Source organism: Phormidium sp. CCY1219 (genome assembly GCF_055795085.1).
Genome location: NZ_JAYFEQ010000564.1, coordinates 23,730 through 38,001, shown reverse-complemented (window position 1 = coordinate 38,001; position 14,272 = coordinate 23,730). Strand labels below are relative to the sequence as shown.

The following is a 14,272-nucleotide window of genomic DNA, read 5'->3' as shown; positions in this document are numbered from 1 at the left end:
CCTCCATTTCCCCTGGCTCTCATCCCGACGCTCACCAAGCACGGGTAGAGCGCGGGGCTTCCCGCCGAGAAGCTAATGTATCGCTTTCTTCGCAAAGCAGACATCGGGCTGACGAAGGATTCCGGGGAGAATTACCGAACCTGGGGTGAAAAAACCGAGATAGAGAACGGACAACTCCCAAGCAAATTGCCTCCCCCAGGGTGGAAGATGGGGAGGGACGACTAGCCGCCACCGACGATGGTAACGATTTCGAGGCGATCGCCCGGTTGAATTTCCGTTTCGCTCCAGAATTGGCGGTGGAGGATTTCGCCATTGTACTCCACCGCCACCAAACGGGGATTCAAGCCGATGAGTTCCAGGAATTGAGGCACAGAGGTTCCTGGGGGGCAACTGCGAGGTTCGCCATTAACGTGAAGCGAGATTTCAGACATGAGACTGAGGGTGACGTTCTTCGAGAGCTTTCAGGTTTTGGATGCGAGTAATTTGCGAGAGGAAATACTGAGTGACCAACGTGGGTTGTTCCGCCTCCATAATGGCGCGCACCACAGCCACGCGATCGGCACCGGAGTCGAGGACTTCATTGAGATTGTGCATATCGATTCCGCCGATCGCGAACCAAGGAATCGGCGAATTTTCCGCCGCGTATCTGACATAAGATAAACCCGTAGGTGGTTTGCCTTCCTTGGTGGGGGTTTCGTAAACCGGACCGACCCCAATATAGTCCACCCCTTCAGCGATCGCCCGTTCCATTTCTTCCGGATTGGTGGTCGAGCGACCGATCAAGCGGTGAGGACCGAGGAGCTGACGAGCTAGGGAAGTGGGAACATCATCTTGACCGAGATGGACGCCATCAGCATCTACAGCCAAAGCCAGGTCCACGCGATCGTTCATAATAAACAGCGCCCCGTAATCGTGACAGATTTCGCGAAGTTTTTCAGCATTCCGGAGGCGTTGAGCGTCATTTGTATTTTTGTCACGGTACTGAACTAAAGTTAAGCCGCCCTCTACCGCTGCTTCTATAATCGAGAACAAGCGATCGCTAACGGAGGTGACCAAATACAACTGAGCGCGCTCGAGTTGCTGACGACGGCGGTAAGCCAATAAATAGCTTTCCAGGGAATAAACCTGATAGCGCATCTGCTTAAACAACCCACCCATTTGCGGGTGATAAAGCTTGCCGTATTCTTCCAGCACGCGCAGGGCTTCTTGCACTCGGCAGAAATTCGCCTGTAATAGGGTATGAATGCTTTCGCGCCGTTCTTCCATTGGATGAGTCAGATCCGTGCCCGGATCTCCGGGGGTATTGCGGGCCGCCCGCAATTCCGGACTATGCCAGCGCCCGAGTTCCTGGCGCATCTCCTTGCATTCATTAGCCAGGGAACCGCTTTCGAGGCCAAAGCGACACCATTCTTCGAGAATTCGCAAGCCTTCGCGAGCGCGGTCTAAATTCGCATCTAAAATGCGGCAAAGCGCGGGCTGTGCCTGTGGAGTAACGAACTCCGGCACCTTAGCGAGACCGCTGTGTTTTTCACCCATTGCAACCCCCATTCATTTGTTCGGTGGTAAGCATCAAGTTTGACATTTTCTAGCCGAGTGAAGATCCATCAACTGTAATGAGGTAAATTTGTTCTTATAGACCGAGATTTTTTTATCTATTTTCAGGGATTAAATTATTTTGACATAAAAAATCAACCGGTTCGCGGGTGCGAGGGTAAAACCCCACCGGGCGATCGGTTGACCCCCAACCCTGTCCCCATCAAGAAACGGGAAATAGTTTTGGCGAAACGTTCAACTCAAAATTGGAGGAGAGTCGTGAGTTTCATCAACCCCATTCGATCTCAACTCAACCCGAGTGGCAAGTTAATCCGCTTGGGAGTTGCCACCACAGCATTATTTTGGCTGCACTGGCCCGCTGCATGGGCGCAGATGGCACCGCCGCAGGGGATCGCGCAGAGCGATGGCACCGAGGAGCAAGCCGAAGTCAGCTCCTTGTTTGTCAATCCTAGCAGTGGGAATGACCAGACGGGGGACGGAAGTGAAAACCAGCCGTTCAAAACCATTACCCAGGCATTGCGACAAGCCAAACCCAACACTGAAATCGTACTCGCTCCGGGGACTTACACTCCCGAGAATGGGGAACGGTTTCCCTTAATGCTCAAACCCCAGGTGCGGATTAAAGGGAATCCAGACAAAAGGGGAGAGGGAATCACGATTGAGGGGGGAGGGAATTACCTCAGTCGAAGTTCAGCCAGTCAAAATGTAGCGATCGTGGCGGCGAATGGAACCAGTTTGTCTGGTGTTACCGTGAGGAACCCCCACCAGCGCGGGTATGGGTTGTGGATAGAATCCACGGCGATCGCGGTGATGCAGAACACCTTTACCGGAAATGGCCATGATGGGATTTCCGTGGTGGGGGATGCCACCCCGACGATTCGCGAGAATCATTTCGTGCAAAATGGGGCCAATGGCATGACAATTTATGGCACAGCGCGGGCAGAAGTGCGCGATAACATCGTAGAGCGCACCGGATTTGGCATCAACGTTGGCGGAGAAGCCCAACCGCTGTTGATTGGGAATCAAATTACCGACAATCGAGATGGAGTGGTGATTCACGGTGAAGCGAAACCGATATTGCGGAACAATCGCATCGAGCGAAATCGAGAGCATGGAGTTGTGGCGGTGGGGTCTTCCCGTCCGAACTTGGGAACCACTGCCGAACCTGGGGGCAATGTGGTGCGCTATAATGGAGAGTTAGACATTAACGTGAGCGCCACCGGAGAAATTATTCCGGCATTTGGAAACGAAGTTGCCAGCGATCGCACTGCAGGGCGCTTAGACTTAAACGGGGCGATCGATCCGCAACTGGAAACCACCGTGGCGCGCAACGAACCGCCGCGTCCCATACCGCCGCCGCGTCCCGTTCCTGCCCCTGCGCCAGAACCGCCGTCCACCTCTTCCTTTCCCGCGCCCAGTGCCATAGCGCCGCAATCCGACCCGGCACCGGCTGCCGTCAGCCTTCCGGTGCCCACCGCCGAGAATGCCATAGAAATCCCCGTTCCGCCGCCGCAGAACAGTGCTGCGTCCACCGCGCCACCGCCGCCGACCCGGCAAAATTCAAATCCTCAAATTGGCAATCGTCCCGGCGACACCTTACCCAGCCTGCTACCGGTGCCCGACCCCAACGCGCCGATTGGCAATGGGGGGAGTAGCGTGCCAGATGTGGGAGATACCCGCACTGCCAGCACCGACGGACCGCCGCCGCCGCCCAGCTATGCCGCCACCTTGGGACTTCGCTACCGGGTGATTGTGGAAGCCAGCAGTTCCCGGGAACGCGCCCGGGTGCGGCGGGTGGTTCCGGATGCCTTTCGCACCCGAATCAACGGGCGGATGGTGATGCAAGTGGGAGCCTTTGCTACCCAAGATAAAGTAGACGAAATGATGGAACGGCTCGAGCGCAACGGATTGAGAGGGATTGTGTTAGATATTCAATAATCCCGCTCGAACGCCTCCCCGGAGGGAGGTTCGGCGTCCGAATGAACCTGGCGGGGGTGGAGCAAGGAAAAGCCGATGCCACTTAGGGGTTGGAGGATTGAATTTGCTCCACCACCCACTCAAAGGTTTCGAGCACCTTTTCCAGAGCGCTGTCATCTTGCAGGGTAGACAAGCGGAAACTGGGCACCCGGGTTTCCGCGGGATCGGCGGGGAGAGACAAACCCACGGAACTAAAGCGCGATCGCAACTCGTGCCAGTGGTCTTCCTCATCAAAGGGGGGCTGAGAGGCATAACTGCTGCTGGAAATCACGAATTCCCCCGAAATGCCCACGGTAAACAGAGAAAAAGGCTTGCGTCCTTTTTGCTTTAACTTGGCGGCAAAACCGCCATAAATATCCCCGGTGCCCCATACCACCTCAATGGTGGGTTCTTTGCGCCGCGCCCATTGATGAATCTTGCGCGCCATTTGCGCTTCTTCATACCCTTGTCGGGTTTCAAACTCGTAAAAGAATGACTCTTCATCCCATCGCCGTCTTTCCCGAGTGGCGCTGGCTTTTTTCTGTTGGGCTTCAGCGGTTTGACCGATGACCCGGGGAACCAGGGTTTTGAGACCATCTTGGCTGACGTATTGTTTGATTTCAACCGCCAATACTTCTGTAGGGTCGAGTTGTTCGTTGAGGAATTCCACCACTCGACGAAGTTCCGGCGGAATCTCTTCGGCAACGAACACCAAGCGAAGTTTGCCGGCTTGCAGGTTGGTTTTCACCTTTTGCCAGAAGCGTTCTTCATTGGCATCAGAGCCGAGAAATTCCTCAAAAACCTGTTCGGGATCGCGGTCTACATCTCTGCAATTGGATTCAAACTGGGCGATGATAGATTCGAGGGGCCAGTAAATCAGCACATTGGCGGCATAGTCGAGCATTTGACCGACAATTTCGCGTCGGAAGCGGGTTTCTGGAGAGCTTTTGACTTCCACCAGGGTGGGGATGGCGTTTTGGTCGAGAAACAGATGCTCGAAGGACCACCGCCCATCCGCTTCGTCATCCGAGGGAAGTGGCATTTCCCGGGAAATCAATAACCACTGACGGGGGGTGGCGCGATCGATTTGGTCGCCGGCCACCAGGTTGGGGTATTTTTCCAGTAATTCTTGCAGTCGATCTTCGGTGTCATAGGCTTGTTCGATCATTTCCACAAGCCGATCGTCATCTTGAATGAGGTAAATGCCTCCACCCATTCATTTTCTCCCTTATTGATTGGTTTGGCTTTACGGTTTTTATAGAAAAATCCAGTTAGATCCTGCCCGAGAAGACGCGCTCAGCCGGGCCTGTCATGTAAAGCCGTTCATCGGACGCGGACCATTCCACGATTAAAGAGCCACCGGGGAGTTCCAGGGTTGCCTTGCGATCGCACCGTTGGTTGAGCACGCCGGCCACCAGGGACGCACAAGCACCGGTGCCGCAGGCGAGGGTTGCCCCAGCGCCTCTTTCCCAGACTCGCATTTTTAGGTGTCCCGGTGCAATCACCTGAATGAATTCGGTATTGGTGCGTTTGGGGAAAGCGGGATGATGCTCGAATTGTGGACCTATCTGTGCCAGGGGGATGGCGTCCACATCTTCTACAAAGGTAATGCAGTGGGGGTTGCCCATGCTGACACAAGTGACGGTCCAGGTTTGGCTGGCCACTTCCAAGGGAACTGCGATCGCTTTTTCTCCCGGGGGGGTTAGGGTCGTGGGGATTTCCTCGGCGAGAAGGCGGGGCATTCCCATATCCACGGTGACAAGTCCGGTGCTCGGGTCAAATTGGGGGGCGATCGCCCCGGCGAGGGTATGGATGCGATATTTTTTCGGCGCTTGGGCGGCACTCCCGGGGTCTGAGGTGGCTTCTAAATCGGCCAAGAAGCGCGCAAGGCAGCGGATTCCATTGCCGCACATTTCCGGTTCTGACCCATCGGAATTAAAAATCCGCATGGTGTAGTCCGTGTCGGATCCGGTGGCGGGGAGGGCAAAAATTACCCCATCGGCCCCGATGCCAAAATTGCGATCGCATAGCTGACGCGCCTGCTCGGGGGTTATCATGGGGTCGCAACTGTGACGATTGTCCATCACAATGAAGTCATTTCCAAGACCCTGGTATTTGATAAACTCGATTGTCATTGTGTCTGTGCTGTCCGTTGAGATCTGCGTGATTGCGAATTCCTAATTTTACTGTAAAGTCTCCGTTAAAGGTTAGACTGACTTGCCAGGTTTCGACCCCCCGGCTGAATCTGGCAGGCAAGGTTCGCCGGGACGGGGGAATATGCTGACGCATTCGATCGCGGATATGAAGCGATCGCGAATGTCTCGGCTTTTCCCTGCCCGGAGCGATCGCGTTATTTCGCGTTTTCCAATCCACAAGCCATAGGAACGATCTAGATTATGACTGATTTCGATATTAACCTACCCAGCATTCGCCAAGTTCAAAATATCATTAAAGACAAAAAAGAGGTGGAACTCAAACTCAGCACCGGAGATTTGCTGGCTGGCAAAATTTATTGGCAGGATAAAGAGTGCATTTCCCTGTTGGATCATTACGACCAGCAGACCATTGTCTGGCGACAATCCATTGTTTATCTCAAGCCTAAGTCCTGACCCTTTTCTGGATGAACCGAAAGGGGTTCGACTCCCGAGGGCTACGCAACAGTTTAACGCCAGAGATTCCCCGCATTTCTGATGCTTGATTATCGAGTTTTATAGACTTCACCCTCGGCAATTTTTTCAGAATAAAGCAGAGAAAATTGCACCGAATCATGCTGACAATCGAGCAGGTTTAAATTAGGTAAAACAGGAGTGCGAGCTTCTAGCTCGCGCTTTTTTCAATCGAACGCGAGGCTTTTTCACCGACGAGGGAGAAGCGCTCACCCGGTTTCAGAGGAGTTTTTTTCGCCCCATTAACCCGGATCGGAAGAGATAATTTCCTTGACAGTTTCGCTAATTTGTGCTTTAGCCATTGCCACTGGGGTAGAAGTAGAAGGGGAAGAATCGGCGTTAGGGCACAGCCAGCGCTGGAGGCGTTTGAGAGACAAAAGCTTACCGACAACCAGGAGGCGATCGCCGGCCTGGAGAGTGGTCCCACCGTGGGGAAAGCGAATGAAATGACCTTCGCGACGAATCGCCTGCACCTGCAGGTCATACTCGCGCCGCCAATCCAACTCAGACAGGGTTTTGCCCGGGGCCGGACTCTCCTCGGGGACGTGAAGCCACTGACAGGAGGTATTCTCTTTCGGAAGCGCCACTTCTCCTCGGGCCAACTGCTCTAAAATGGTCAGTTCTTCCGGTTCTCCCACCACGAGAAACTTATCCCCTGCTTCCAACGGGGTATGAGAATCCGGGTAGTCGATTTCTTCCCCATCGGCGCGGCGAATTGCCATTAAGCTGACGCCGCTGATGCGGCGCAGGTCCGTTTGCTCCAAAGTCATGCCGGCGAGGGGAGACCCATCTGGCAAAGCGTACCATTTGCTATTGAGATCCGATGCAGCCACTTGCAATTCGCGAGAAATCTGAGCGGCGCTGCGCGAGGGGCGAAAATCCAGATAGTGGTGATTGCGAATTTGCTCCACATCGCGGCGGATAGCGGGAAGGGGCAGACCGATCGCGAGTAACAGATGAGTCGTCAGTTCCAAACTGACCTCAAATTGGGATTGCACCACTTCCGAGGCCCCAAGCTGATAAAGCAGTTCGATATCGTGGACTTGATTCGCCTGGACCACCACATCGAGATCCGGGGATAGTTCCAGGGCGCGCTTGAGGCAAAGGCGGGTACTCATGGGGTCGGGAAGGGCGATCGCCAGGGTACAGGCGCGATCGACCCCTGCCGCTTCTAGCACGTGTAAAGAAGCCGCATTGCCGTAAATATAGGGAATTCCTGCGGTCCGGAGTTGCTGAATTGCCCGTTCCGATAAATCGATCGCCACACAGGGATAATCATGGGCTTGCAGTAATTGCACCACATTGCGACCCACGCGCCCGTAACCGCAGACTACCACGTGATTTTGTCTGGGCAACTCTTCAGAAGCCGCCACGGGGCTGCTGGTTTCTTCAAAAAACCAACTCAGGCAAGGGACGGTTTCCGCCCAGTTGAGAACTTGCGGCATCAGGCGCAAGACAAACGGCGTCACCACCAAGGTGACAGCAGTGGTGCCCAAAATCAACAAATAAACCGACCGGGGCACTAACCCGATCGCCTGTCCCTGGGCGGTGAGGACGAAGGAGAATTCCCCGATTTGCGCCAGTCCCAACCCCGCTAACAATGAAGTCCGCAGGGGATAGCCAAACGCTCTGACCACGGGGGTAACGATGGCGCATTTGCCCACCAATACCAAAAATACCAATTCTAAAATCAGTTCCCAATGGTTCCATAAAAACACGGGGTCGATGAGCATGCCCACGGAAACAAAAAACAGGGCGGCAAAAATATCTCGCAAGGGTTCTACATAGGTGAGGGTTTGGTCCGCATATTCCACTTCTGAAATCATCAACCCGGCGACAAATGCGCCCATTTCAATGGAAAAGCCAAGATAGTAAGTCACTAAGGCAATGGACAGACATAATGCCACCACGCCGAGGAGAAATAATTCGCGGCTTTCAGTTTTAGCCAGGAGGCGCAGCAAGCGGGGGACGACTAAGGTGCCGAAGGCGATCGCGCCGGCGGCAAACAGTCCGATTCGCAGCAATGCCGAAACTACTGCCATTCCAATGGCTTCTGCGGGTTCGTTCAATGCCGGTAACACGGCCAACATCAGCCCTAATGCTAGGTCTTGCACCACTAATATGCCCAACATCACTTGCCCGTGGGGGGTGTCGGTTTCGTTGCGTTCCATCAGGCATTTGAGGACTACGGCGGTGGAGGAGAGGGATAAAATCGCGCCTAAGAAGATGCCTTGGGTCCAGGAGGTACACCACCCCATCACTACCGAAATAACGCTGGTGACGGCGATGGTGAGGGTAATTTGCGCTCCACCGCCGCCGAGACTGATAAATTTTACTTTTCTCAGTTCTGCTAGGGAAAATTCAACGCCGAGGGCAAAGAGTAATAAGGCGACCCCAAATTGAGCCAGGGTTTCTACTTGAATGAGTTCTTTTATCAATCCCAGACCCGCCGGACCGACGACTATCCCGCCGAGTAAATAGCCGAGGATTGCGGGTTGGCGCAGGATGGAGGCGAACAATCCACCTACAGCGGCGGCACCCAGCATGGTTACTAAGTCGAGGATGAGTCTGAAGTCTTCTTGCACGGTTATTTTAAAATTGAGAGGAAATAGGAGGGTCTATAACAGTTTAGGATAACGATTTTTTGGCGATGGGGAGGGTGGGGCACAAATGTGGAATCGCTCTGGGGGTGTAGGGTGGTAGAAAGGGAAGATTGCCCTGGGGAGGTGTTCGGGGGTGGCAAGTTCTGGTGGGGGATGGAAAGCGCGATCGCCGATGGGTGGGGGGTGAATGAGGGGTAAATCCCACTGGGGAGGATATGGCCTCGGAGCAAACTGATGCTTGTCCAGTTTGTACCTCGGGGAAAGAGAGATTTTTAGCGGGTTTTCCAGGGAAAAAGGGAAAATTTGAACCCCTCGATTTTTCCCGACAGATTGGGACGAAATTTGTAAGATAAGGCGCTAGACAGGGTGGTGGAACGCCGTTTTTGAAGTGGGTTTTTCGGGAACATTGTCCAGAGAAGATTGCCGAGATTGCCACTGTTGCGATCGGGTTTTGACCGAGGGAATCGATCGCTTTTGAAACGGGAGCGATCGTGGTAAAATTTAGGAGTTTTCTTCTTTGGCGGATAAAGCCATTGAAAACGGTACCATTGGGGTGCCAAATCCGAGGAACTCCATTGGAAACAGATTCCACTTTTCACCTAGGCTAGCGAGCAAATATGGAAAAGGCGAACTGAACGATGATCGAGAAGCTGCATTACGAGGAATCGGTAAGGAATGGATGGCGCGGGTGGTTTTCCAGACCGGCCAAACCCACAGGTCAATTGCCGAGAAAAAGTCCGAAGGCTAATTTTTTAATGTTGGCTTTTTCGTTAGTGTTGGCGATCGCAGAACCGGTGCGATCGCTAGAGGTGCGGGTGAGTCCCACGAATCCGCAACTGGGGGATACCCTCTCGGTGAGCATCGAGACGGAAAACAGTGGGGGAGACATTCCTCAGGTTTTGGCGCAAGAGGACGAGATTGAGGCATTTGCCGTGGGGGCGAACCGCTTTCGGGCGCTAGTGCCGACCACGCCGCTGGATCGCCCGGGACGTTGGGTGATTCAGGTGAGTGGGGAAGGGCAAACGCGCAATATTGCGGTGTGGGTGAGCGATCGCGACTTTCCCACGCAATCGATTTGGCTTCCTCCGGGTAAGGATGACCTGCAAGGTACGGACTATGAATTCGACCGGGTGGCGGAATTTAAAGCTCTGGTGACGCCAGAACGGTTTTGGAACGGTCCGTTGCTGCGCCCGAATGGGGGGACGGTAACGACGATTTACGGCGTTCGCCGCTATTATAATGGTGTATTCGCAGAAAACTATTACCATCGCGGTGTAGACTATGCGGGTGGATATGGTTCGCCGGTGGTGGCTCCAGCGGCAGGTCGCATCGCGTTGGTGGGACGAGAATCGGACGGCTTTGAAATTCACGGCAATACCGTGGGGATTGACCACGGGCAAGGCGTGACCAGTATCATGCTGCACTTGAATCGCATAGACGTTCGAGAGGGTCAGATGGTACGGGCCGGTGAGGTCATTGGTGGGGTGGGTTCTACCGGCGCTTCCACTGGACCTCATTTACACTGGGGATTGTACGTGCATGGAAAAGCTGTGGATCCGGTTCCGTGGCGATTTGAGGGAGTCGAATAACTGCGATCGCCCATTCTGGAATGAGCCACTGGCATACCCCCAAGGGCAGAAAAAGGCTTTTTTCTGGAGTTAGATTGATTTTCAGGCGGATTGTAGGGCAAAATCAATCAATGATTGCCCTTTTGACCGGGAAAAGCACGATCGGGCGCGAGCCGGGGAGTTAAAATCTCAGGTCAAATGAAGACAGTGCCGTGGAGCAGCAGAGGCATTATGAGTATCGAAAAAATAGTCGAACAGGCACTACAGGATGGATATCTGACGCCAGCGATGGAAGCGGAGGTGGGAAGAATTTGCAATACCGCCTCGGAACTTTCTATCGAAGAGTACATGGCTCTAGATCGCCTGATGGGATCCCTGTTGACTGGGGAAGTGGTGGTTCTACCACGCAAGCAGTTTATTAACGTGATGGAAGAGTTGGTCCTCTCCGAAGCGATCGCCCGGGTCGCAGAAATTGAGGCGACTAGCGATCGCACTCTGGATGTGGGGGATATCGCCGCCTACGCGCTCAACCGACTCCCGCCGCTTTATGCAACGACGGAAGAAGGTGCGAACTACCAGCGTTCTAGGGCGAAGGAGGAATTGCAAGGACTAATCGCTCAACAAGTGGATGAGGCGATCGCGCGCAACCTGGACCGCCCGGAATTTTTCCCGGAACGGGTGGCGTTAGGCAAAAGTTCTGGCAAGGAAGTGCTTTCCCAAGTCAGCAGCTTGTTACAAACCTATGCTTCTAACTATGAAGCACAACCCAATACCCCGGGTTCTACCTAGTTTCTATTAAAACCAGCCGTTGACGGATTGGGTGGTCAAGCATCTCCTCGGATGGGGGCAGACTACTCCCTCCTACGGTGCCGCTGTTTTCGCCAAGACGCCCTCCCTAGGGCGTCTTTAAATGTTTTACGCTCGCGGTTCGATGGCGGGCGTATCTGTGCTTTTGTGTCGCCGATTCCCACACCACCGTTGGCCAAATTGACCGTAAACCTCTCCTCCATTTAACCACAACTGGGCCGCCGTTTATCTCGGTTTTTCACCCTAAATTCTGCCCTTATAATCGAGGACAACGGCACTGCTTTTTCGGGACAATATGGGGATATCCAACGGGATTTAAAACCGTTAAGATAAGACAATTTCAAACTCGAGATTGTCTTGGGTTTTAAAGTTGTAGGTACCAAAGTCCACGATATTGGTGTCGGTGAGTTCCAAGTTATAGAAATCCATCGCGTCCCAATCGAAATATGGACCGGCGTGCCAAGTGCCCATTTCTAATTTGATAAAGCAATCGCCGGGAATGCGAAATGCCATTAGGCGATCGAGATCCGGGCGATCGCCCTGACTCGGAGGGGCAACGGCAATGAACCAGTCTTTCCCTTCTCGCGCCCCCAAACATTGAGTGCATTCCACGTGGCGGGCGATCTGGTGAAATTTTCGCCCTCTGCAATCCAGGCGCATGATATAAAGTCGCGGCGTGCCGTTTTCGAGGTTTAACTGCGCCTCATTGTTCGGATCGGGTTCGCCATCGGAAGCGGGAAAAATCACTTGTCCGTAATCTTGGAAGTTTTCTGGCGTTACCCATTGGGCGGGCAATTGTCGAAGGGTTTTCGATTCCGTCATTCCTGCATTCCTACTAACAACTTCTAGTGGGCAGTTTCTTTTTTTTAAACCGAGGAAAAAATATCGGTTCAAGCGAGCAAACAAGCCAGAGGGAAAATAATATATTCCACAAAAAACAGCTTCCAAATAAATTGATAGCAACTGGCAATTTGCAGTTTATTGCTTAAATCCACTTGTTGCGTGCGCCACCACAATAAAGCCAAGGCAATTATATGGGAAATGCCGAGAAAAATGGGATTAACGCCCGGCGATCGCAGCAGTCCGAAAAGTGCGATCGCCAGATAACAAACGGTTATCGTCCAGCGGGCTAATTCAAAGACCGATCGCGTGCCCAGGCGAATGGTAAAGGTGCTGATATTGTACTGCTTATCCCCTTCGATGTCGGGGATATCTTTGAAAATCGCGATTGCGAAGGTAAATCCCAGCACAAACAGGGTCAGCGCCCACACCGATGGCGGGATAGAGAGCCGAATTGGCGGCATTTGCGCGAGATGGGTGAACCACAATTCTCCGGTTTTGTCCTGAGAAAGCACCCAAATCCCGTGCAAAAACAAGCCTAAATTAACCACCACGCCGCGCACGGTAAAAATGCAAAAAGAGGCCCAAAAGGGAAAGCGCTTTAAGCGAATTGGCGGTAAAGAGTAAGCGGTTCCCAGGGTCAAACTAATGCCCACGGTGGCTAGCAACCACGGGCCTTGTACCAGCGCCAACACTACGGCTAAAATTCCCGCGATCGCGACGATGACTTGTCCTTGGCGCAGAGAATATTCCCCCGCCGCTACGGGCAAATGCGGTTTATTAATGCGATCGATTTCGATATCTTCGAGTTGATTGAGTCCCACAATATACACATTGCCGCACAGACAAGCAATCCAAGTGCCTAGCACAGGCAGAGAATCCACGAAAGTGACCGCAGTTTCCGAGAGGGCGATGGCGATCGCGTAGAGTCCGAAAACGCTCAAACTGGTGCCGATAATCGTATGCGGGCGGGAAAATTTCCAGAAGGAATAAAGCCACGGGGCATACTGTTGGACTAAATTGGTTTGCGAAACAGAAGATTGGCTCATCTTCACTTTTAATAGTAGGTTAAGGGTGGACGATTGAGCTGAATTGCCAAGGTCTATCTTACCGGATTTTCCGGGGAAAAATTCCCCCGATTGTGGTTTTCGGCTGAATTTGGGCATCAGATTGCGTCTGGATTGCCTGCAAAACGCGGGAGAGTGAAATACTGCCGTGGCTGCTGGTTTACAGATAACTTTTTGGGAAGTTTGGGTTTTATTTTAAGTGAGCCTAGCAGGGGCGATTGTGTTATACTTTACGAGGCAGAGCCTCGGGGGAGGCGTTCCCAGGCAGAGCCTAGGAACGAGTCAGTAGCAGGGGGGTTTAAATTATACTTTATTTACTAGCACAAATTAAACCGTAGCGCACCAAACCGCTTTTGTACCCTTCGCTCATCAGACCGAGAGAGAGCGCGCCGCGAATGGTGTCCCAACCGGAGAATAATAAGCCAAAAATAGCACTGGGGTCGAATGCCGAATCAATCACGATATCCCAAAAGGGAGCTACCGCCGCAGACCAATCTGCAGTGTGAATATTTTGGAAACCACTCTGATGCGCGATCGCCTCATATTCGGGCAGAGAAATCACGTAAGGCAAGTAATAAACCCGATAAATTTCGATGAGATGTCGCCGCTCTTTTTCGCTCAATGGCGGGGCGGGAGGGGTGACGGGACGATGACACCAGGTGGCCAAAATCAAGGTTCCGCCAGGATTGAGTACCCGATAGCATTCTTGCAAAAACTGCTTTTTATTCGGCATATGTTCGCCGCTTTCTAAGGACCATACTAAGTCAAAAGAATTATCGGCAAAGGGCATTTCTAACGCATTGGCGACTTGGAAATTGCAGGGAAGATTGGCAGATTCGGCCCGTTGGGTGGCGCGAGATGCTTGCACGGGACTGAGGGTAATTCCGGTGGCGGTGGCGTTAAATTTTTGCGACAGATACAAAGAACTGCCGCCAATTCCACAACCGACATCGAGAATGTTGGATACCGTTTCGGAGAGATTGCGAGACAAGTTGTCTTCGGTCCAGTGGAGCAATTCTTCGATTAAATCGATCTGAGCCTGTCGCCGCTCGATTTGGCGATCGCCATTTGGGCCATAATAGCCGTGGTGCATGTGTTCCCCCCAGATTTGTTCCCATAAACCGGAGGAAGAATCGTAAAATTGCTGGATTTTTTCGTACAAGTTGGAGGTCATAACAAAGAATAAATGAGGACTAGAGAAGTGGAGGAAG

General features: G+C 52.9%; 12 protein-coding genes. 4 read left to right on the top strand and 8 right to left on the bottom strand.

Annotated elements, in window-relative coordinates; translation table 11 throughout:
* Nucleotides 1-221: 221 nt before the first annotated feature.
* Both thiS and AC0QH1_RS15665 read right to left on the bottom strand, forming a co-directional pair.
* Nucleotides 222-431, bottom strand: coding sequence for a sulfur carrier protein ThiS (gene thiS / locus AC0QH1_RS15670; RefSeq protein WP_324632139.1), 210 nt, complete (start codon nt 429-431; stop codon nt 222-224).
* A complete protein-coding gene (locus AC0QH1_RS15665; protein ID WP_324632138.1) occupies nt 424-1,536 on the bottom strand; it encodes a thiamine phosphate synthase in 1,113 nt (370 codons plus the stop codon). The genes thiS and AC0QH1_RS15665 overlap by 8 nt, the downstream gene beginning before the upstream one ends.
* Nucleotides 1,537-1,812: 276 nt before the next feature.
* Between AC0QH1_RS15665 and AC0QH1_RS15660 the strand changes: the two genes are divergently transcribed.
* Nucleotides 1,813-3,492, top strand: a complete 1,680-nt coding sequence (locus AC0QH1_RS15660) for a DUF1565 domain-containing protein (protein WP_324632137.1) — start codon at nt 1,813-1,815, stop codon at nt 3,490-3,492.
* A gap of 82 nt (nt 3,493-3,574) precedes the next feature.
* On the opposite strand, the gene AC0QH1_RS15655 is transcribed toward AC0QH1_RS15660, so the two are convergent.
* Together AC0QH1_RS15655 and dapF are read right to left on the bottom strand one after the other, a co-directional pair.
* Nucleotides 3,575-4,726 carry a hypothetical protein gene (locus AC0QH1_RS15655; protein WP_324632135.1) on the bottom strand — a complete coding sequence of 384 codons (1,152 nt, stop codon included), beginning with the start codon at nt 4,724-4,726 and terminating at the stop codon, nt 3,575-3,577.
* A gap of 55 nt (nt 4,727-4,781) precedes the next feature.
* Entirely contained in the window at nt 4,782-5,645 is an 864-nt protein-coding gene (gene dapF, locus AC0QH1_RS15650) for a diaminopimelate epimerase (protein WP_324632133.1), read from the bottom strand.
* 261 nt (nt 5,646-5,906) lie between these two features.
* Between dapF and AC0QH1_RS15645 the strand changes: the two genes are divergently transcribed.
* Nucleotides 5,907-6,119: an Hfq-related RNA-binding protein gene (locus AC0QH1_RS15645; RefSeq protein WP_324632132.1), complete on the top strand. Its 213-nt coding sequence runs from the start codon at nt 5,907-5,909 to the stop codon at nt 6,117-6,119.
* 299 nt (nt 6,120-6,418) lie between these two features.
* On the opposite strand, the gene AC0QH1_RS15640 is transcribed toward AC0QH1_RS15645, so the two are convergent.
* The gene (locus AC0QH1_RS15640; RefSeq protein WP_324632131.1) at nt 6,419-8,761 is read right to left on the bottom strand and encodes a monovalent cation:proton antiporter family protein; all 2,343 of its coding nucleotides are present in this window, start codon (nt 8,759-8,761) and stop codon (nt 6,419-6,421) included.
* A 773-nt stretch (nt 8,762-9,534) separates the two neighbouring features.
* Between AC0QH1_RS15640 and AC0QH1_RS15635 the strand changes: the two genes are divergently transcribed.
* Entirely contained in the window at nt 9,535-10,368 is an 834-nt protein-coding gene (locus AC0QH1_RS15635) for a M23 family metallopeptidase (protein ID WP_324632140.1), read from the top strand.
* A 210-nt stretch (nt 10,369-10,578) separates the two neighbouring features.
* Complete coding sequence (locus tag AC0QH1_RS15630) at nt 10,579-11,136, top strand: late competence development ComFB family protein (RefSeq protein ID WP_324632130.1); 558 nt, start codon at nt 10,579-10,581, stop codon at nt 11,134-11,136.
* Between the two features lie 342 nt (nt 11,137-11,478).
* Here the strand turns inward: AC0QH1_RS15630 and AC0QH1_RS15625 are convergent, their stop codons facing one another.
* From AC0QH1_RS15625 to AC0QH1_RS15615, 3 genes are all read right to left on the bottom strand, one after another.
* The gene (locus AC0QH1_RS15625; protein ID WP_324632129.1) at nt 11,479-11,976 is read right to left on the bottom strand and encodes an ureidoglycolate lyase; all 498 of its coding nucleotides are present in this window, start codon (nt 11,974-11,976) and stop codon (nt 11,479-11,481) included.
* Nucleotides 11,977-12,044: 68 nt separating this feature from the next.
* Nucleotides 12,045-13,043: a homogentisate phytyltransferase gene (locus AC0QH1_RS15620; RefSeq protein WP_324632128.1), complete on the bottom strand. Its 999-nt coding sequence runs from the start codon at nt 13,041-13,043 to the stop codon at nt 12,045-12,047.
* 328 nt (nt 13,044-13,371) lie between these two features.
* Nucleotides 13,372-14,235, bottom strand: coding sequence for a methyltransferase domain-containing protein (locus tag AC0QH1_RS15615; protein WP_324632127.1), 864 nt, complete (start codon nt 14,233-14,235; stop codon nt 13,372-13,374).
* Between the last annotated feature and the right edge of the window lie 37 nt (nt 14,236-14,272).